Source organism: Azospirillum oleiclasticum, from assembly GCF_013423485.1.
In the GTDB taxonomy this organism is placed as follows: domain Bacteria; phylum Pseudomonadota; class Alphaproteobacteria; order Azospirillales; family Azospirillaceae; genus Azospirillum; species Azospirillum oleiclasticum.
The window spans coordinates 161055-178750 of the sequence record NZ_JABFFR010000027.1 but is presented as its reverse complement, the minus strand read 5'-3'; the positions used below and the strand labels follow the sequence as shown (position 1 = coordinate 178750).

The following is a 17696-nucleotide window of genomic DNA, read 5'->3' as shown; positions in this document are numbered from 1 at the left end:
AGCACCGCTCCCGGCCAGGTCAGGGAGAGCGGTCAGAACACCGGGATGATGTCCTCGGGATCGAAGGCCACGGTCTCACCGTCGATGCCGACCTCCGGCAGGGCCGGGAAGACGATGCCGTGCGGCTCCAGCAGTCCCTTCATCTTCAGGACCGCGTTGCGCCAGTTCTCCTTGCGCTGATCCAGCGTCAGGATGCCCAGTCCGGCGGAGCGCGCCACCTCCTCCAGGCGCCGGTTGGCGTCGAGGAAGGTCGGCGGAAGCTCCCAGAAGTCGCCCGGCGGTTCGTGCAGCACGGCCGAGAGGAACACGAAGCCGGCCCGGATCTGCTTGGTGATCATCGCGCGCTGCTCGGCGGTCAGCTCCGGCAGGATGCGTTCCAGCACGGCGATGCAGATGCCCATGTGCCGCGCCTCGTCCTGGCCGATGCAGCGGAAGGCCTCCTTGAACACGGGGATCGTGGTGGCCTTGTACATGCCGTTGAACAGCGTCGCCGACGCGACCTCCCCCATCAGGAAGGAGGTGAACAGGATCGGCAGCGGGTAGCGGTGCACGGCGTTCTTGAAGCCGTCCCAGTACCGCGCACCGTTGTGGTACATCCACTGCACGTTGTTCTGGGCGACCCTGCCCAACGCCGTCTCCGGCGTGTAGCCGAGCGGCCCGCCCGGCGTCAGGGTCTGGATGGCGCGCCCGCAGACCTCCTCGTGGTGCATCTCGTCGCGCGTGATCGAGAAGAAGCACTTGCGCACGGGATCCTCCTCGTGCGTCTCGAAGGTGTGGATCATGGTGCGCGCGAAGACGACCGGACCGGACCCGTCGAACGTGGACAGCAGCCCCCACCAGTAGGCGAGCGCGTAGCGCTGGTCGAGCGTGAAGTCTTCGGCCTTCAGCGTGTGCCACGGCAGCCGCGAGGGATTCCAGCCCGGATCACGCGAGGATTCGTAGAGCTCGTTCAGCTTGGGCGTCTCCATGCGCCAGCTGAGCGGGAAGATGTTCAGCTCGGGAAACGGGGGCGGCTCGCGGCCGTCGAACAGGATCGCTTCCGCATCGGGCTCCTCGGTCGGATTCCCGGGCGGCACCGTCAAAGCGCCGGACGCCTGCTCAATTTTGTGATCGGCAATTCCGTCCATGTCCTCGTCCTTGTGGTGTCTGCCGTTCCCCGCTCCGCGGGCCGGCGTCGTTGTTCGTGGGCCCATCATATTAAAGACCGTCCGGTCGGTCAAATTATTTGTTCAGAAAAAGCCCCGCTCCCGACCGGCGGGAACGGGGCCCGTGCCGGAGGGCGGCGGTCAGCGCGCGTCGTCGGGCAACGCGATGAAGCCTTTCAGGAAAAGGTCGCCGATGCGGTCGGCCAGCTGGCGGGGCGACAGCGGCCCCTTCTCGTCGAACCAGGTGTAGGTCCAGTTCACCATCCCGTAGAACAGCATCGCGTAGACCTTCTGCTCCTGCTTGCCACGGAGCAGCTCGGGGTTGAGGTCGCGCAGCAGGCGGATGAGGTGATCCACCATCCGGCGCTCCAACCCGCGGATCTCGTCCTGCTGATCCTCCGGCAGGTTGCCGATGTCGTTCAGCAGCACGACGTGCTTGCTGCGCGCTTCGGCGTAGATGTCCATCACCTCGTGCAGGAACTTCCGGAACCGGGTTTCCGGTGGGTCGGACTCGTCCAGAACGTCGCCGGCACGATCGAGGATCGTCCGGATGTGCGTGGACAGAATAGCGAAAAGGATCGCTTCCTTGGACTTGTGATAATGATAGAGCCATGATTTTGAAGCGTTGCAGGCCGCCGCGACTTCAAGGATCGAGGTGTTCGCGAAGCCTTTGCTGGCGAACAGATCCGCAGCGGCGTCCAAGATCAGTTGATGTTTGTCCTCGAAGTCAACAGCGCGTGTCCGAGCCACCGGCGAATACTCCCGTCGCAAAAATTCGACCGATCGGTCGGCATATCGCGCCACTGAGGACACCCTGTCAAGCCCTACGCGACGGAGCCTTGCCCCGCACGCCCCTGCCTGACGGGGGCGGCAAACCGGCGGTCTCCGATGCTGCTCGTCGTGGCCGTCCGTTCCTCGGCCGCGGGCCGGTCCTGCGGGGCCGGCGCGACGGCCGGGTCCTCCCTCCGGCGCGCACCCAGGTAGGACTCGACGACGCGCTGATCGCGGGCGACGGCATCCGCCGGACCTTCGAGCGTGACGGTCCCGGTCTCCATCACATAGGCGTAGTCGGCGACGGCCAGGGCGGCGCGCGCGTTCTGCTCGATCAGCAGGATCGAGACGTTGCGGTCCCGCAGGCCGGCGATGGCCGCGATGATCTCCTTGGTGACGAGGGGGGCAAGACCGAGGCTCGGCTCGTCCAGCATCAGCAGCTTGGGCTTGGCCATGAGCGCCCGTCCGAGCGCCAGCATCTGCCGCTCGCCGCCCGACAGGGTGTTGGCGGACTGCCGCCGCCGCTCCTTCAGGCGGGGGAAAAGGGTGTAGACCTCCTCCAGCGTGCGGCTGGCCGAGTAGGCCTTGTCCCGGCGACGGCTGAACCCGCCGAGACGCAGGTTGTCCTCCACCGGCATGGTGCCGAAGAGGTCGCGCGTCTCCGGCACCAGGCACACGCCGGCGCGGATGCGCTCCCCGACCGTCAGCGCGGCCGTCGGCCATTGTGGAAACTCGATCCGCCCCGTGTGTGGCAGCAGCCCCATCAGCGCGCAGAGAAGGGTTGTCTTCCCCGCTCCGTTCGCACCGACGACCGTGACGATCTGTCCCTCCCGGATGGTGACGGACACGTCGTGCAGCGCCGCCACCCGGCCGTAGCACACGCGCAAAGCCTCGGTCCTGGCAAGGACAACCTCCACCATCAATCGGCTCCCAGATAAGCGAGTTGCACGTCCGCGTTGGCCTGGACCTCGCGCGGCGCCCCGTCGGCGAGCTTCCGGCCGTAGTGCATGACGACCAGCCGATCGGCGATGCCCAGGATGAAATCCATGTCGTGCTCCACCAGAAGCACCGTGACCCCGTCGTCGCGCAGGCGCATGAGAAGTCGGGCCAGCGCCTGCTTCTCCTTGTAGCGGAGGCCGGCGGCCGGCTCGTCCAGCAGCAGCAGGACGGGATCGCTCGCCAGCGCACGGGCGATTTCGAGAATGCGCTGTTGCCCGAGCGGCAGGTTGCCCGCCAGTTCGTCGCGTTGCGCGAACAGGCCGACGCGCTCCAGCTGGTAGGCGGCTTCCGCCAGCAGGCGCGCCTCCTCGGCCCGGTCGAGGCGGAGCGCGGCCCGCAGCAGCCCGTGCCGGCCGCGCAGATGCGCGCCGAGTGCCGCGTTTTCCAGCACCGTCATCGACGGCACCAGCTTGACGTGCTGGAAGGTCCGCGCCATCCCCTGCGCCGCGAGGACGCGGCTGCGCTCCCGGTCGATGCGGCGGTCGAGAAAGCGGATCTCGCCGGACGACACCGGAAGCACCCCGCTGATGAGGTTGAACATCGTGCTCTTGCCGGCGCCGTTCGGGCCGAGCAGCCCGAGGACGCGCCCCGCCTCGGCCCGGAAGGACAGCTCATCGACCGCGGCGAGGCCGCCGAAGGACTTGCGCACCCGGTCGATCCGGAGGATCGCCTCTCCCGGCTCCGGTTTGGCGCGGATGGCGGGCATCGGATCCGCGGCGACGCGCGACGGCGCGCGACGCACGCCGGTCCGCTCGATCAGCCATGGCCACAACCCCTGCCGCGCGTGCTGCAGGACGAGCAGCATCAGCACGCCGAACACGACGATCTCGAAATTGCCGGACTGGCCGAGAAGGCTGGGCAGGAGATCTTCGAGAGCCTGCTTCATCAAGGTGACGACCAGCGCGCCGATGACGGCCCCCCACACGCTGGACACCCCGCCGATGACCGCCATGAACAGATACTCGATGCCCATGTGGATGCCGAAGGGCGTCGGATTCACGAAGCGCTGATGATGGGCGTACAGCCACCCGGCAAGCGCCGCCAGGGCGGCCGCGATGACGAAGACGGCGATCTTCAGCCGGGCCGGATCGGCCCCGACGCTCTCGGCCAGCGCCGCGCCGTGGCGGATGGAGCGGATCGCCCGCCCGACGCGCGAGTCGAGCAGGTTCAGCACGGCCCAGATGCTGGCTGCCAGGAAGGATAGGATGACGTAGTACATGGCGGTCTCGCCGCGCAGGTCGATGCCGAACAGCGTCAGCGCGGGAATGCCGGAGAGGCCGTTGAACCCGCCGAAGTACGGAAGGTTGCCGACCAGGAAGTAGATGCTGATCCCCCACGCCAGCGATGCGATCGCAAGAAAGTGGCCGCTCATGCGCAACGTCACCGCGCCGATGACCGCCGCCGCCCCGGCCGTCAGCACCACCGCGACCGGCAGCGTGAGCCACGGGGACATCGCCAGGGTCGTCGTGAGGTACGCCGTGGTGTAGGCGCCGATGCCGACGAACGCCGCCTGACCGAACGAGATCAGCCCCGTCACACCGGTCAGCAGGACGATGCCGAGCGTCACCAGCGCCGCGATGAAGATGTAGCCGAAGAGGGCGACGTGATAGGGGCCGAGCACCAGCGGCAACAGCGCCGCGACGATCAGCCAGGGCAGCGGGCCGCGCAACCGGTCAGTCATGGTCTTCTTCCACTGCGACGTGGGCAAGCGAGCGCCAGAGCAGCACCGGCACGATCAGGGTGAAGACGATCACCTCCTTGTAGGCGCTGGCCCAGAAGGACGAGAAGGCTTCCAGCAGCCCGACGAGCAGGGCCCCCACGGCCGCCGCCGGATAGGCGGCCAAGCCGCCGATGATCGCCCCCACGAAACCTTTGAGCCCGAGCAGAAAGCCGGAATCGTAGTAGATCGTCGTCACCGGCCCGATGAGGACGCCCGAGAGCGCCCCGATGGCTGCGGCCAGGGCGAAGGTCAACTGCCCGGCGTAGTCCGCGCTGACGCCGACGAGCTCGGCGCCGCGCCGGTTCACCGCCGTCGCCCGCAGCGCCTTCCCCTGGAGCGTGAAACCGAAGAAGGCGAACAGGGCGAGGTTGAGGCCAAGGCTGGCGGCGAGGATCAGCAGGGTCTGCACGCTCACCGGCATGGACAGGACCTCCGTGCTCCCGTCGAGGAGTGGGGAGGTGCGCACCCCCTCCGGCCCGAACAGGTAGAGGCCCGCGCCGACGAGAACGAAGTGCAGCGCGATCGCCGCGATCAGCAGGTAGAGCGGGCTCGCGGCCGCCATGGGCTGGAAGGCGACGCGGTAGAGGATCGGCCCGAGTGCCACGACCATGGCGCAGGTGACGGCGATCTTCGCCGCCAGCGGCGTGGACGCGCCGATCCCGTACAACGCGACGGCGGCAAGCACCGCCGGCACCGCCAGGAACAGAACCGCGGCCGCGGCGATGCCGCGGCGTGATCCGCGCCGGCGCGCGGCGGACAGGTCCATGACGAACGCCAGGACGCCCGCCGCCACCAGAAGCCAGGCGAGCCCCGGCGCATCACCCCGTTCGAGCCCCGCCAGGGTCAGGGTGGCGAAGGCGACGAACTCGCCCTGCGGCACCAGGACGATGCGCGTGACGGTGAACACCATGACCAGAGAGACGGCGAGCAGGATGTAGACCGCGCCGGTGGTAAGGCCGTCCTGCACCAGGAAGCCGAAGATCGTGAGATCCATGATCGGGCCCATGTCGATGAGGGGAGCGCGGCGGGTCGATCGGCCACGCTCCCAGGTTTCGCGTCGGGCAATCGGTCGCGGGGTTCGACGCTACGGGACGAGGCGCCACCCACCGTTCTCGATGCGGATCATGACGCGGCTTCGGGAGTCGAGACCGAGATGATCGCTCGCCGACATGGAATAGACGCCGTTGGTGGCGACGACGTCCTTGACGCCCTCGATCGCGTCGCGCAGAGCCGCCCGGAACGCCGGCGCGCCGGGCTTGGCCGTCTTGAGCGCTTCCGGAACCGCGGCCTTGAGGATCAGCGACGCGTCCCACAGATAGGCCGCGAAGGTGGACCGCATCCCGGCGTTCGGGAGCGCTTCGTACAGCCGGATGAACTCCAGCGACGGCGCCTTGGCCGGGTGGGAGTCCGGCAACTGTTCGGCGACCAGCACCGGCCCGCCGGGCAACAGCGTTCCCTCGACGTTCTTGCCTCCGACCCTGAGGAAATCGTTGTTCGCCACGCCATGCGTCTGGTAGATGGGCTTGCGGAAGCCGCGCTCGACCAGCGTCGCCTGCGGCAACACCGCCGGTGTGCCGGACGCCGCGATGAAAACGGCGTCGGGATTGGCGCTGATGAGCTTGAGCGTCTGTCCGGTGACGCTGGTGTCGGTGCGCTGGTAGCGCTCGGATGCGACGATCTTTATCCCGACCTGCTCGGCCAGCGAACGGAAGGATGCCGCCCAGCCTTCCCCGTAGGCGTCGTTGAAGCTGATGAAACCAACCGACCGGATGCCCTGGGAGGTCATGTGCTGGATGATGGCCCGCGCCATCTGCCCGTCGCTCTGCGGTGTCTTGAACACCCACCGCCGCTTGTCGTCCACCGGTTCCACGATGGCTCCCGAGCCGGCGAGGCTGATCATCGGGGTTCCGGTCTCCGCCATCTGGTCGATCAGGGCCAATGAATTCGGCGTCAGGCTCGGCCCGAGAAGGACGTCCACCTTGTCGTCGCTGATCAGCTTCTTCGCCTGCTTGACGGTCGTGGTGGTGTCCGAGGCGTCGTCGAGCACGATGTAGTTCACCCGCTCCCCGCCGATTTCCTTCGGCAGGAGCGGGACTGTGCGCTGCTGGGTGACCCCCACCGACGCGGCCGGCCCGGTCGCCGATATGATGACGCCGACGGTGATGTCGGCCTGGGCCGAACCGGCGGCCAGACACGACAGTCCCATCAGCACGGCCGCGCATGCGGATTTGTTGCGCCTGTTCATTGGGTCAGCCTCCATCCCTGTTGCTTGTTGGATTGATCGTCGGCCGGTGCCCGCACGCGATCGGGGCACCGTGAGCTGACGACAGCATATTATAGACCGTCTGGACGGTCAATTGTTGAACGGCCCGCCGATCCGTACCCGGACGTTTCCTCTCATGGGTGGAGGGCGAGAGAACCGGATGGATGGAGGGCGCTGCCGGCGGTGCTGCGCACGGCGCCCGGAAGGGAAGCCGGAGCGCGGACCATACCGGGATGGAAATCGCCGATGCCGGCTGCGCCCGTCAGTGCCTGGACCACATCGAGTTCGGCCTTGAGCAGGCCCAGCGCGTGGAGGACCGCGGCCTCGCCGCCGGCCGCCAGAGCGTAGAGGGTGGCACGCCCGATCTGCACCGCATGCGCGCCGAGCGCCAGCGCCCGCGCGATGTCGGAGCCGGAGCGGAAGCCGCTGTCGACAAGCAACGTGAGGCGCCCACGGGCCTCGTCCACGAACTCCGGCAGGACGTCGATGGGCGCGACGGCGCCATCGAGCTGCCGGCCGCCATGATTGGAGATCACCAGCCCGTCGACGCCGATCGAGAGCGCACGGGCGACATGGGCGGGATCGAGCACGCCCTTGACGACGAGCGGCTTCTTCCAGCGGTCGCGCAGCCGGGCGATGTCATCCCAGCACACGGAGGGGTCGAGCTGACTCTGCATCAGTTCGGCGATCGTCTCGGTCCGCTGCGGGCCGAGGCCGGCGGCCATCACCTCCAGCCGCGGCTCGCCCGCACGGGCCATCCGGAGAGCCCAGCCGGGGTGCAGCATGAGACTCGCCAGTTTCGCCGGCGTCCAGCGGAAGGGAAGCGTGAAGCCGTTGCGGGCGTCGCGCAGCCGTTTTCCCGCGACCGCGTTGTCGACCGTCACCTCGAGCGCTTCGAAACCGAGCTCTTCCGCCCGGTCGACGATGCGGGTGGAAAGGTCACGGTTCCTGAAGAGGTACAGTTGCATCCACTTGGCGCCGTCGCCCGCGGCGGCGACCTCGTCCTGCGTGCAGGTGCCGGCGGTGCTCATGACGAACGGAATGCCGGCCCGACCCGCCGCACGCGCCAGGGCCACATCCCCCTTCGGCCAGGCCGCGGCGGCGAGACCGGTCGGGCCGATGATCAACGGCATCTCGAAGGTTCGTCCGAACAGTGTCGTCTTCTGACTGCGCCGGCCGACATCGACAGGGGCGGAGCCCAGGAGGAGGCGGGCGTCGAGTGCGGCGCGGTTGTGGGCGAGCGTGTTCTCGCCGTCGGCGCCACCATCGAAGAAATCGAAGATCATCCTGGGCAGCCGACGGCGCGCGGCCTCCCGGTAATCGGCGATGGATTGCGGGTCCGCCGAGTGTGTCATGTCCGTTGCTCTTTCCGGTTGGCCGGCGCGACCACCGACGGCGACGCCATTGCGGGGTCGCGCGCCGGCCCACCGACCCGGCAGCGTTCCCCATTGGCGCCCTTGTGGGCACAGACGACCCGCATCATGGTCGGTTCGCCGACAATGCAGCCTTCGGGAACGATGTCGTGCGCCACCATGTCGTCGACGAGCGCCGGAGCGCCAAGATCGCTGGCCCATTCCAGTCCATCGACCGGCACGGGATCCACGTGACCGGACAGGCACAGGCCGCCGCTCAGCCGCCCATCGTCGGCGGGAAGGCTGGCAAGGAGGTTCGCCTTGGCGCCGGACCCGTCACACGTCATGCGGCACAGAAAGCCATGTCCGGGAAGGCGTTCCCGGACATGGTCGATCGATGCGAGATTGGTGTTGCGGCTGGTGGTGTCGAAGGCGGTCAGGCGATCGATCCGGTCGATCGCCGCCTTGCTCGGCCCGTTCCGGCCCGGGGTTTCCGCTTGATCCCGGCTCCACGCATCGTCCGGCGGCGCCGGTGTGATCGGTACCCGAGCGGATCCGCTCGCTGAAGATTGCATACGGAAAAATCCCTCCCCGATTTTGAAGACTTCCACGCTTCCGACGCACCAGCGAAGGTGCGGTGCTGCGTGATTCCCAACGTTGGTTTTCCCCTGCGCGCGGGCGCCGCCCGGCACGACCACGCTCTCGGCTCGCCGGTCCGGCTCACCCCGACCAATAATTGACCGACCAGTCGGACTATGTCAAGATGAGCGCTGCGCCCGGCACCGTCCCTCGGGCAATCGGGCCGGAAGCCACTGACCCGAGCCCGGAAAACTCCTCCAGCAATCGGTGGAGTCCGTCATCGAGAGAAGACGGACGCATGGGACGCAGCCGGTTCAGCGAGGATCGGCTCATCGGCATCCTGAACGAGCAGGAGGCCGGTCAAAAGACGGCGGATGTTTGCCGCCGGCATGGGATCGGCGAAGCGACCATCTCCATAGGGAGAGCCGGGCAAGGCGTGCTGCAGGTCTCCGAGCTCGGCGGCTGAAGACGCTGCTCGCCAGAAAGGTGCGCTGTCTCACGCCCGGTTGTCCTGGGCGCCTCGAAGCAGGACTACAACCATGTCCGGCCGCTCTCCGGTCGCGGTGATGCCACGCCCACCGAGGTCGCAGGTGTGGCGACCAGACTCTACCGAGGCACCGACACCGACCCGATCGGGGACGGTCGCCCCGCGTGGACAACCGGCCAGCCGACGCCTGCGACGAAGGGCGCTTCGACGAGCCGGTTCCCCACGCCTCCCACACCACGTTTAGGGACCTGACCCGCTCACGATCACCGCCCCGCCGTCGCCGACGACCATGCCGACACCGACATGCGGGTCGGCGATCCGCGCGTCCTCCGCGGCGAAGATGACGTCGCAGAACAGGGCCGGCGTGCAGCCGAGCCCGACGGCCGGGCCATTGACCTTGGCGATGATCGGCTTCTCGCAATCGAGGAGGGAGAAGATGATCCGCCTCGCCTCGACCACAGTCCTGTCGAAGGATGCGGGATCGTCGATCGCGCGCTGCTGCCAGTCGAGGTCACCCCCCGCGCAGAAGGCGCGTCCGGCCCCGGTGAGGACGATCACGTCGCAGCCGGGATCGGCGGCGGCGTCGACGAAGACCTGCGCCAGCTCGGTGTGGAGGCCGGCATCCACAGCGTTCAGCCGGTGGGGTCGGTTCATGGTGAGGTGGAGGACCCGCCCGCGGTAGCTCCATTCGATGGACGTGTAGGCGTCAGGCTTCATCCGCGGTCCGCTCCGACGCCGCTGAAGGACAGCGGCACCCTACGGCGCCCGCCATGCCGCGTCAAGAATAGTGACTTAAGAATCACTATTCATTTACTGTGTGTCCGGCATGCGCCCGGACCGGTCCATCACCCGCCGCGGCGCGATCCCCGGGTTGACGGAGGGGGCGCTTTGTGTTGGGGATGAACATGACCGATCCGAGCAACCGAACGGTGCGTGCATGGCGAATGTGGAGCCGACGGAACCGCGGGAGGCGTCCCTGGCCAGGAGACGTGCCCGCAATCCCCGGACGAAGCCGACACGTGCCGAACAGGTCGAGCAGAACCGCAACGCGCTCATGCAGGCGGCGGCCGAGGTGATCGGCGAGTACGGCTACGCCGAGGCGTCGATCTCACGCATCACCGAGCGCGCCGGGCTGGCCCATGGCACCTTCTACCGCCATTTCGAAAGCCGGCAGGAGCTGTTCGACGAGCTGCTCCCTGCCAAGGGGCTCGAAGTGCTCGAACATCTCCGCGGCTCCGTGAAGGGGGCCAGGGACTTCCTGGAACTCGAGCAGCGGGGCCTGCACGCCTTCTTCGAGTTCGCCAAGGACCATCCCTGGTTCTTCCGCCTGCTGCACGAGGCGGAGGTGCACGCCCCGGCGGCCTACCGCACGCACATCGACAACATCATGCGGCATTTCCGCAAGGCGCTGCGGCGGAGCTGGGAGAACGGAGAGCTGCCCGGTTACGACGAGAGCGAACTGGACACGCTGGCCTACCTCATGATTTCCGCCCGTGACTATGTGTACGCCCAGTATGTCGCCCGCAGCGGCAACATCAGCGAGGCCCTGCCCAAGGCGGTGGAAACCTATCGCAAGTTCATCTCGTTCGGCCTGAAGGGCGAAGCCGCGAAATGGCCCGCCGGCAATCCGGCGGTGCCGGGGGACCCCAGCTAGCCGTCGGATGTTTCGACCGCCATCTGGCGCAGCGTCGTCTTCAGCACCTTTCCCATGGGGTTGCGGGGCAGCGCGTCCACGAAGGTGATCCGTCGCGGAACCTTGTCGTCCGCCAGCCGCTCGCGGCAGAAGGCGGCGAGTTCCTCGTCGGTCGGGCTGGCGCCGGTGCGGCAGACCACGAAGACATGGATGTCCTCGCCGAGCCGCGGGTGGGGGACCGCCACGGCGGCGGCCTCCGCCACGCCGGGATGCTGGAAGAGCACGTTCTCGATCTCCATCGGGCCGATGTTGTGGCCGCCCCGGATGATCATGTCCTTCTTCCGGTCGACATGGTAGAGGAACCCGTCGTCGTCGGCCCTGCCAAGGTCTCCGCTCAGGAGCCAGCCGTCGCGGAAGGCCGCGGCCGTGTTTTCCGGATCCTTGTAGCAACGCTCCAGGACGCAAGGCGCCTTGATGGCGATTTCCCCGACGTCACCGGTCGGAACGGGCTTCCCCGTCTCGTCGACAAGGGCGACCTCGACCGACGGCATCGGGCGCCCGATCGAACCAAGCCTGGTCAGGGGATGTTCCGGATCGAGGACGGTGCCGGACGGCCCCAGCTCCGTCGATCCGTATGTCTGCATCAGGCGGATGCGGGGAAACGCCTGGGCCAGCTTTCCGATCACCTCCCGCGACATCGCGGCGCCGCCGTAGACGAACTGGCGGACGCTCGACAGGTCGTGCCGGCCGCGGTCGAAGGCTTCGAGCAGAAAGATGAAGAAGGACGGAACGGCGTAATAGATGGTCGAACGCTCGCGTCGCAGCCGCGCCAGCACGTCCTCCACCGCCATCGACGGGCCCATCACCGACGTGCCCCCCGCCCACCAGGACGGCAGGACGAGGCAGCGGGGACCGGCGGTGACGAAGCACGGAAAGAAGCTCTGCACCACGTCGTCGGGCGTGACCTTCGGCCAGGCGGAGGCGACCGGATCGCCGGCCTCGATGACCTCGGCGTAGGTGGGGCCGAGCCCGTCGGCATCGTCCAGCGCGACAACGTGCTTCAGCGTCGGCAGGTTCTGCCGCACCGTCTTCAGCTTGGCGATCCGGTCGGACGCGGCAATCACGGCGGTGCATTCCGCCTTGTCGATCGCGTAGGCGACTTCGGCGGGCGCGTAGCGGGCGTTGAGCGGAACGAACACACACCGCAGGCGATGGATCGCCAGCACGCCGACCATGGCCTCGCAGCCGGATCGGTTGTCCATCAGGATGCCGACGCGGTCCCCGGATCGCACGCCGAGGCGGCGCAGGCCGTCGGCCAGCCTGTCGACCCGCCGGTACAAGTCGGCATAGGTCAACCGCACCTCGTCACGGTTGCAGGACCGTCCAACCAATGCAACCCAGTCCGACCACAGCTCCACCCGCTTGTGGAGCATATCGATCGTCGTATGCTCCGTCACCTCCGCCGGATTGGCTTTCCGTCGGCCCCGCACGCGATCCCGCGCATTCCCCCCCTGCCACAAAACCAATGCAAGACCGTTCGCAACAGTCCGCTCGCGCATGCCCCGGTGTCGGGAAGGTCGATCAGCCCTCCGCCGTGAATGTGCATCGCGGCCTCTTGATCGCGCCGGACAGCCGGCGCCGCCCCTCGTGGAACCCCGTTTCCAGCTCGTCGACGATGGCCGCCGCCGTGGCAACGCCGCGGACGCCGGCGACGCTCTGCCCGGCGGACCAGATGTCGCGCCAAGCCTTGCCGGCTCCCCCGGCACCGAAATCCATGTTTCCGTCCGCTCCGGGAAGACGGTCGGCGTCCAGTCCGGCAGCGGCCAGGCTCGCCTTCAGAAAGCTGGCCGGGACACCGGTGACGGCCCGGGTGCACACCACGTCGTCGATGCCTGCCGCGACGACCGCATCCTTGTAAGCCTTCGGGGCGTCGGCTTCCGAACTGGCGATGAACCGCGTTCCCATGTAGGCGAAGTCCGCTCCCAGCGCGCAGGCCGCGGCAATGCCCTGCCCGGTCGAAATGCCGCCCGCCAGACCGAGCAGGCCGGAATGGAACTCCCGGATTCCGGCCACCAAAGCGAATGGGTTGTGGCGGCCTGTGTTGCCGCCGGCCCCGGCGCAGAGCGCCACCAGTCCATCGACCCCGTCGTCCAGCGCCTTGCGGGCATGGCGCGTGTCGATGACGTCGTGCAGGACGGTTCCGCCATAGCGGTGGACCGCCTCCACCACAGGAGCCGGATTGGACAGGGAGGTGATGACGACCGGCACCTCGTGACGGACGATCACCTCCAGATCGGCCGCGGCACGGTCGTTGGAGCGGTGCAGGATCTGGTTCACCGCGAAGGGGGCGTCGCCCTGCCCCAGCGCCGCCCGGATCTCGTGCAGCCACCCGTCGAGCTGGCCGGTGCTGCGGGCGTTCAGAGCCGGGAAGGCGCCGATGATCCCGGCGCGGCATTGCGCGATCACCAGCGCCGGCCGGGAAACCATGAACATCGGGGCCCCGATGACCGGCAGCCGGCACCGGTCGAAAAGGCCGCCGCTCATACCGGCCGTGCGCCCAGTTCCGCCAGGATGGCCGCCGTGTGCTCGCCGCGGGACGGGCTCGCCCGTGGCGTGTCGGGCAGCCGGCCGTCGAAGCGCGGGGCGGCGCCGGCCTGGAGGCCTCCCTCGGCCGCAACCCAGGTGCCGCGGGCAGCCAGGTGCGGGTCCTCGGCGGCTTGCTCCGGCGACAGCACCGGCGCGACGCAGGCGTCGCTGCCGGCGAACAGTTCCACCCAACAGGCGAGTGGCTGCGCCGCGAAGATTCCGGATAGCCGGCCGGCAAGCACCGGCCATGCCTCCGGGACGAACTGTCGGGCGAATCCGGGGTCGTCGCGCAGGCCGAGTTTTTCGAGGAAGACGGCGTAGAACTTCGGCTCCAGGCACTGCACCGAGATCCAGCCGCCGTCGGTGCAGGCATAGCAGCGGCTCCAGTGCGGTCCGTCCAGCAGCCCATGGCCTCGGTCGGACGCCCGGGGACCGGCGGGGCGCAGGGACATGAGCAGGTTCATCATATGGGCGGAGCCGTCCACGATGGCGGCGTCCACCACGGTTCCCGTCCCGCTCCGGTGCGCACGCAGGATTCCAGCCAGCAGGCCGGCGACCAGATAGAGGGCGCCGCCGCCGATGTCGCCGACCAGCGTCGGCGGGGGAAAGGGCGGCTGGCCGGCCGGCGAAGCGAACCACGCCGCCCCCGAAAGCGCGATGTAGTTCAAATCGTGCCCGGCCTGCTGCGACCGCGGCCCGCTCTGTCCCCAGCCGGTCATGCGGCCATAGACCAGCCGCGGCTGCACCGCCAGCAGCTCCGTCGGCCCGAGGCCGAGCCGCTCCATCACGCCCGGCCGGAATCCCTCGATCAGGCCGTGCGCACCCGCGATCAGCCGCTTGAGGACCGCCACGTCCCCGGCGTCCTTGAGATCGAGCGCGATCGACCGTTTGCCGCGGTCGAGCAGGTTGCGTTCCGCCTTCCCCGGTACCGGGTCCGCGGTCTTCCGGTGGACGACGATCATATCGGCGCCCAGATCGGCCAACATCATTCCGGCAAAAGGCCCCGGTCCCAGCCCCTCGATCTCGATGATACGGATTCCCTCAAGCATCCCGATCCCCTCCCCTGCCCGTTCGAAAGGGGCCGCCTCGTCCCCGCTTCGTGCCGCATTCAATAGGGAAGGTTGTCCTGAACCATTGCCCAGTCCGCCCCCTTCACCTGCATCAGGAGAAGACTGTCGCCACCGAAATGCTTGTCAGGGCCGAAGGAGATCGTCGTGCCGCCGAAATGATCCCGGTAGTTCCGGACAGCCTCCAGCGCGGCCGTCAACCGTTGCACGGTGAGGTCGCGTCCGGCGGCCTCCATCGCCTTGATGGCCAGATCGGCCGATACGTAGCCGACCTGCGACTGCAGGGAGGGCGCCTCGTTGTACTTCGCCCGATAGGCGTCGAAGAACCGCTTCTTTACCGGCTCCCCGTCCTTGGGGTCGAGGATCATGGCGGGGGTGACGGCGTAGTACCCGTCCATGCCGCCGGCCTGCGCCACGATCGGCACGTAGGACACCATGTTGCCGACGGTCGTGCCCTTGAAGCCCAGCTTGCGCAGGGTGGTGTGGAGCGCGATCGTGTCCTTGGTCGTGGTGCCGAGATAGGCGAGATCGCATCCGGCGTTCTTGATCGCGGTGGCGGCACCGGCGAAGTCGGTCTCGGTCGGCTTGTGCGTGCCCACCATCAGGAGCTTCATCCCGAGCTCCCTGGCGGCGTCCGTCACACCCCTGGTGATCTCCTCACCATAGTCGCTGGCGTGGGTCTGCAGGCAGACCGTCTGCACGTCCTGCGTCTTCCGGAAGTATTTCAGGCCGCCGGCGGCCTGGTCGTAGTAGCTGACGAAATAGGTGAAGTGCAGGGGATGAAGCGGTTCCGCCATGGACCGCGCGCCGGTCAGCGGGAAGAGCGACGGAATGCCGGCCTTGTCGGTGATTTCCATGCTCGCCAGGCTCTGCGAGGTGCCGGCGCCCAGCAGCATCGCGAAGATGCCGTCGCGGGAGACGAGCTTGTTCGTTGCGCGCACCGCCTGCGGCACCTGATAGGCGGTGTCCTCGACGAGGAACTCGATCTTGCGGCCATGCACGCCGCCGGCCGCATTCGCCTCCTCGATCCGCAGGCGCGCGCCGTTGGTCGCGGGGGCCCCCCAGATGGCCAGCGGCCCCGACAGGTCCGTGTGCGAGCCGAGAACAACCTTGTCCGGCCGGACGCCGCGCTGCGGGTCCGCCGCCGCCGTTCCCGTCCCCATCACGGCAACACCCGCAACAGCCATGATGACCATCAGCCGTTCGGAAACCTTCATCGCGTCCTCCCCTTCGTATCGGTGTGAAATCATGGCTTTCGCATCAGTACATCTGCTCGATCATCCCCGCGTATTTCTTCTCGACGAAGCCTCGCTTCAGCTTCATCGTCGGAGTCAATTCTTCATCTTCCGGGGTGAGCAGGATGTCGATGAGGCGGAATTTCTTGATCTGCTCGACCGACGAGAACTGCTGGTTCACCCGGAGGATCTCCCCCTCGATCAGGGTCTTCACCTCGGGGCGCGCGCACAGTGACCGGTAGTCGGTGAACGGGATGGCGTTGCTCTGCGCGTAATGCTCGACATTCTCCTGGTCGATCATGATCAGGCAGGTCAGGTACTTGCGCCGGTCGCCGATGACGATCGCGTCGGAAATGTAGGGCGAGAACTTCAGCTGATTCTCGATCAGCGACGGGGTCACGTTCTTGCCGCCCGCCGTGATGATGATGTCCTTGATCCGGTCGGTGATGCGCAGCATCCCGTCCCCTTCGATCACGCCGACATCGCCTGTGCGCACCCAGCCATCGACCAGCGTGGCGGCGGTGGCCTCCGCCATGTTGTGGTAGCCGCTGAAGACGCCGGGCGACCGCACCAGGATTTCACCATGGGCATCGGTTCGCACCTCCACCCCGGGCACGGGGCGCCCCACCGTGCCCGGTTTGAAGCGGCCTCGATCGGAGAAGGTGGCGACGCCCGTTTCCGTCTGCCCGTAGACCTCGGCGATCGGCAGGCCGAGCGCCAGATACCATTTCAGCAGATCGGCTGAAATCGGCGCCGCGCCCGACAGCATGAAGCGCGCACGGTCCAGACCCAGCAGCATCTTGATGTTGCGGAACACCAGCAGGTCGGCCAGCGCGAAACCGACCCGCAGGCCGACGGGCGGCGTCCGTCCGGCGATGAGATGCTCCGCCCGCCTCCTGCCGATCGTCAGGGCCGTCCTGTAGCCCAACTGCCCGATCCAGGTCGCCTCCGACACCAGGGTGGAGACACGGGAATAGAATTTCTCCCAGATGCGCGGCACCGCGAACAGCAGGGTCGGCGACAGCTCCTGGATGTTCTGGAACACGGTTTCCGAATTTTCGGCGAAGTTGAGCCGCGGGCCGTGCCCCAGCGACATGCACAGGGAGAGCATGCGTTCCGCCGCATGGCACAGCGGCAGATAGGTCAGCAGTTCGTCGTCGGGACCGACGGGATAGTGGTCGGGAGCGATGCCCACCGTGAACATCAGATAGGCGTTGGGAATCCGCGCGCCCTTCGGCTGTCCGGTGGTGCCGGACGTGTAGACCAGCACCGCCGTGTCGGCGCAGCGGCCCTCGTCCACGATCGCGTCCAGCACCGCCGGGTTGTTGGCCAGCCAGCCGGCCCCCAGGTCGCTGAGGTGGTCGAGCGGCACCACCTCAGGGTCCTCGAATCCCCGCAGCCCCTTCCAGTCGAAGACGAACACCTTCTCGACCAGCGGCAGCCGGTCGCGCCCCTCCAGGTACTTGTCGAGCTGCTCCTCGTTCTCGACGAACAGGAACCGGGCGCCGCTGTCCGCCAGCAGGTGTTTGACCTGGTCCGCCTTGTAGGTGGGATAGATCCCGTTGACGATGCCGCCGGCGAGATGCACCGCCATATCGGCGAAGACCCATTCCTTGTTGGTTTCCGACAGGATCGCCACCACGTCGCCGCGCTTCAACCCCAGCGCCACCAGCCCGCCGGCCAGACGCCGGGCGCTGTGGTCGAAGTCCCGCCACGTCAGACTCTCCCAGATGCCGAAGGTCTTCTCGCGCATGGCGATGCGGTCGCCCCAGCGTCCGACGCGGTCACGGAAGAGCTTGGCGACCGTATCCTGGCCATCGACCGTGACCACGCCGTCCTTCACCACAACCTTCGCCATG

General features: G+C 67.8%; 15 protein-coding genes and 1 pseudogene. 2 read left to right on the top strand and 14 right to left on the bottom strand.

Annotated features, from left to right (window positions below; translation table 11 throughout):
* Positions 1–32: 32 nt before the first annotated feature.
* The 8 genes from HL658_RS25005 to HL658_RS24970 form a co-directional block, all read right to left on the bottom strand.
* Positions 33–1127 carry a hypothetical protein gene (locus HL658_RS25005; RefSeq protein WP_246337843.1) on the bottom strand — a complete coding sequence of 365 codons (1095 nt, stop codon included), beginning with the start codon at positions 1125–1127 and terminating at the stop codon, positions 33–35.
* A gap of 159 nt (positions 1128–1286) precedes the next feature.
* A complete protein-coding gene (locus HL658_RS25000) occupies positions 1287–1895 on the bottom strand; it encodes a TetR/AcrR family transcriptional regulator (protein WP_180283850.1) in 609 nt (202 codons plus the stop codon).
* A 74-nt stretch (positions 1896–1969) separates the two neighbouring features.
* The gene (locus tag HL658_RS24995) at positions 1970–2836 is read right to left on the bottom strand and encodes an ATP-binding cassette domain-containing protein (RefSeq protein ID WP_180283849.1); all 867 of its coding nucleotides are present in this window, start codon (positions 2834–2836) and stop codon (positions 1970–1972) included.
* The gene (locus tag HL658_RS24990; RefSeq protein WP_180283848.1) at positions 2836–4596 is read right to left on the bottom strand and encodes a branched-chain amino acid ABC transporter ATP-binding protein/permease; all 1761 of its coding nucleotides are present in this window, start codon (positions 4594–4596) and stop codon (positions 2836–2838) included. The genes HL658_RS24995 and HL658_RS24990 overlap by 1 nt, the downstream gene beginning before the upstream one ends.
* Entirely contained in the window at positions 4589–5629 is a 1041-nt protein-coding gene (locus HL658_RS24985; RefSeq protein ID WP_180283847.1) for a branched-chain amino acid ABC transporter permease, read from the bottom strand. The genes HL658_RS24990 and HL658_RS24985 overlap by 8 nt, the downstream gene beginning before the upstream one ends.
* Positions 5630–5719: 90 nt before the next feature.
* Positions 5720–6880 (bottom strand): ABC transporter substrate-binding protein, encoded by a 1161-nt coding sequence (locus HL658_RS24980; protein ID WP_180283846.1) that lies wholly within the window; start codon positions 6878–6880, stop codon positions 5720–5722.
* 152 nt (positions 6881–7032) lie between these two features.
* Entirely contained in the window at positions 7033–8253 is a 1221-nt protein-coding gene (locus HL658_RS24975) for an alpha-hydroxy acid oxidase (RefSeq protein WP_180283845.1), read from the bottom strand.
* Positions 8250–8861 (bottom strand): zinc-binding metallopeptidase family protein, encoded by a 612-nt coding sequence (locus tag HL658_RS24970; RefSeq protein ID WP_180283844.1) that lies wholly within the window; start codon positions 8859–8861, stop codon positions 8250–8252. The genes HL658_RS24975 and HL658_RS24970 overlap by 4 nt, the downstream gene beginning before the upstream one ends.
* Positions 8862–9127: 266 nt before the next feature.
* Here HL658_RS24970 and HL658_RS24965 point away from each other — a divergent pair.
* A pseudogene (locus HL658_RS24965) lies at positions 9128–9283 on the top strand (transposase); the annotation flags it as partial.
* A gap of 273 nt (positions 9284–9556) precedes the next feature.
* On the opposite strand, the gene HL658_RS24960 reads toward HL658_RS24965, so the two are convergent.
* Positions 9557–10033: an enoyl-CoA hydratase/isomerase family protein gene (locus HL658_RS24960; protein ID WP_180283842.1), complete on the bottom strand. Its 477-nt coding sequence runs from the start codon at positions 10031–10033 to the stop codon at positions 9557–9559.
* Positions 10034–10253: 220 nt separating this feature from the next.
* Between HL658_RS24960 and HL658_RS24955 the strand changes: the two genes are divergently transcribed.
* Positions 10254–10970 (top strand): TetR/AcrR family transcriptional regulator, encoded by a 717-nt coding sequence (locus HL658_RS24955; protein WP_180283841.1) that lies wholly within the window; start codon positions 10254–10256, stop codon positions 10968–10970.
* Here the strand turns inward: HL658_RS24955 and HL658_RS24950 are convergent.
* From HL658_RS24950 to HL658_RS24930, 5 genes are all read right to left on the bottom strand, one after another.
* Entirely contained in the window at positions 10967–12382 is a 1416-nt protein-coding gene (locus HL658_RS24950; RefSeq protein WP_180283840.1) for a class I adenylate-forming enzyme family protein, read from the bottom strand. The two genes, HL658_RS24955 and HL658_RS24950, sit on opposite strands and share 4 nt — an antisense overlap.
* A 148-nt stretch (positions 12383–12530) precedes the next feature.
* Complete coding sequence (locus tag HL658_RS24945; RefSeq protein WP_180283839.1) at positions 12531–13493, bottom strand: NAD(P)H-dependent flavin oxidoreductase; 963 nt, start codon at positions 13491–13493, stop codon at positions 12531–12533.
* A complete protein-coding gene (locus HL658_RS24940) occupies positions 13490–14584 on the bottom strand; it encodes a CaiB/BaiF CoA transferase family protein (RefSeq protein WP_180283838.1) in 1095 nt (364 codons plus the stop codon). Before HL658_RS24940 ends, HL658_RS24945 begins: the two co-directional genes overlap by 4 nt.
* A gap of 59 nt (positions 14585–14643) precedes the next feature.
* On the bottom strand, positions 14644–15819 hold the full coding sequence (locus HL658_RS24935; RefSeq protein WP_180283837.1) for an ABC transporter substrate-binding protein: 1176 nt from the start codon (positions 15817–15819) through the stop codon (positions 14644–14646).
* Positions 15820–15862: 43 nt separating this feature from the next.
* Positions 15863–17695 (bottom strand): AMP-dependent synthetase/ligase, encoded by a 1833-nt coding sequence (locus HL658_RS24930; RefSeq protein ID WP_180283836.1) that lies wholly within the window; start codon positions 17693–17695, stop codon positions 15863–15865.
* Between the last annotated feature and the right edge of the window lies 1 nt (position 17696).

What these genes read in the sequence shown, in the direction of transcription:
- HL658_RS25005 (WP_246337843.1), bottom strand. Translation starts at nt 1,127, where the DNA reads ATGGACGGAATTGCCGATCACAAAATTGAGCAGGCGTCCGGCGCTTTG.
- HL658_RS24995 (WP_180283849.1), bottom strand. Translation starts at nt 2,836, where the DNA reads ATGGTGGAGGTTGTCCTTGCCAGGACCGAGGCTTTGCGCGTGTGCTAC.
- HL658_RS24990 (WP_180283848.1), bottom strand. Translation starts at nt 4,596, where the DNA reads ATGACTGACCGGTTGCGCGGCCCGCTGCCCTGGCTGATCGTCGCGGCG.
- HL658_RS24985 (WP_180283847.1), bottom strand. Translation starts at nt 5,629, where the DNA reads ATGGATCTCACGATCTTCGGCTTCCTGGTGCAGGACGGCCTTACCACC.
- HL658_RS24980 (WP_180283846.1), bottom strand. Translation starts at nt 6,880, where the DNA reads ATGAACAGGCGCAACAAATCCGCATGCGCGGCCGTGCTGATGGGACTG.
- HL658_RS24975 (WP_180283845.1), bottom strand. Translation starts at nt 8,253, where the DNA reads ATGACACACTCGGCGGACCCGCAATCCATCGCCGATTACCGGGAGGCC.
- HL658_RS24960 (WP_180283842.1), bottom strand. Translation starts at nt 10,033, where the DNA reads ATGAAGCCTGACGCCTACACGTCCATCGAATGGAGCTACCGCGGGCGG.
- HL658_RS24955 (WP_180283841.1), top strand. Translation starts at nt 10,254, where the DNA reads ATGGCGAATGTGGAGCCGACGGAACCGCGGGAGGCGTCCCTGGCCAGG.
- HL658_RS24950 (WP_180283840.1), bottom strand. Translation starts at nt 12,382, where the DNA reads ATGCTCCACAAGCGGGTGGAGCTGTGGTCGGACTGGGTTGCATTGGTT.
- HL658_RS24945 (WP_180283839.1), bottom strand. Translation starts at nt 13,493, where the DNA reads ATGAGCGGCGGCCTTTTCGACCGGTGCCGGCTGCCGGTCATCGGGGCC.
- HL658_RS24940 (WP_180283838.1), bottom strand. Translation starts at nt 14,584, where the DNA reads ATGCTTGAGGGAATCCGTATCATCGAGATCGAGGGGCTGGGACCGGGG.
- HL658_RS24935 (WP_180283837.1), bottom strand. Translation starts at nt 15,819, where the DNA reads ATGAAGGTTTCCGAACGGCTGATGGTCATCATGGCTGTTGCGGGTGTT.
- HL658_RS24930 (WP_180283836.1), bottom strand. Translation starts at nt 17,695, where the DNA reads ATGGCGAAGGTTGTGGTGAAGGACGGCGTGGTCACGGTCGATGGCCAG.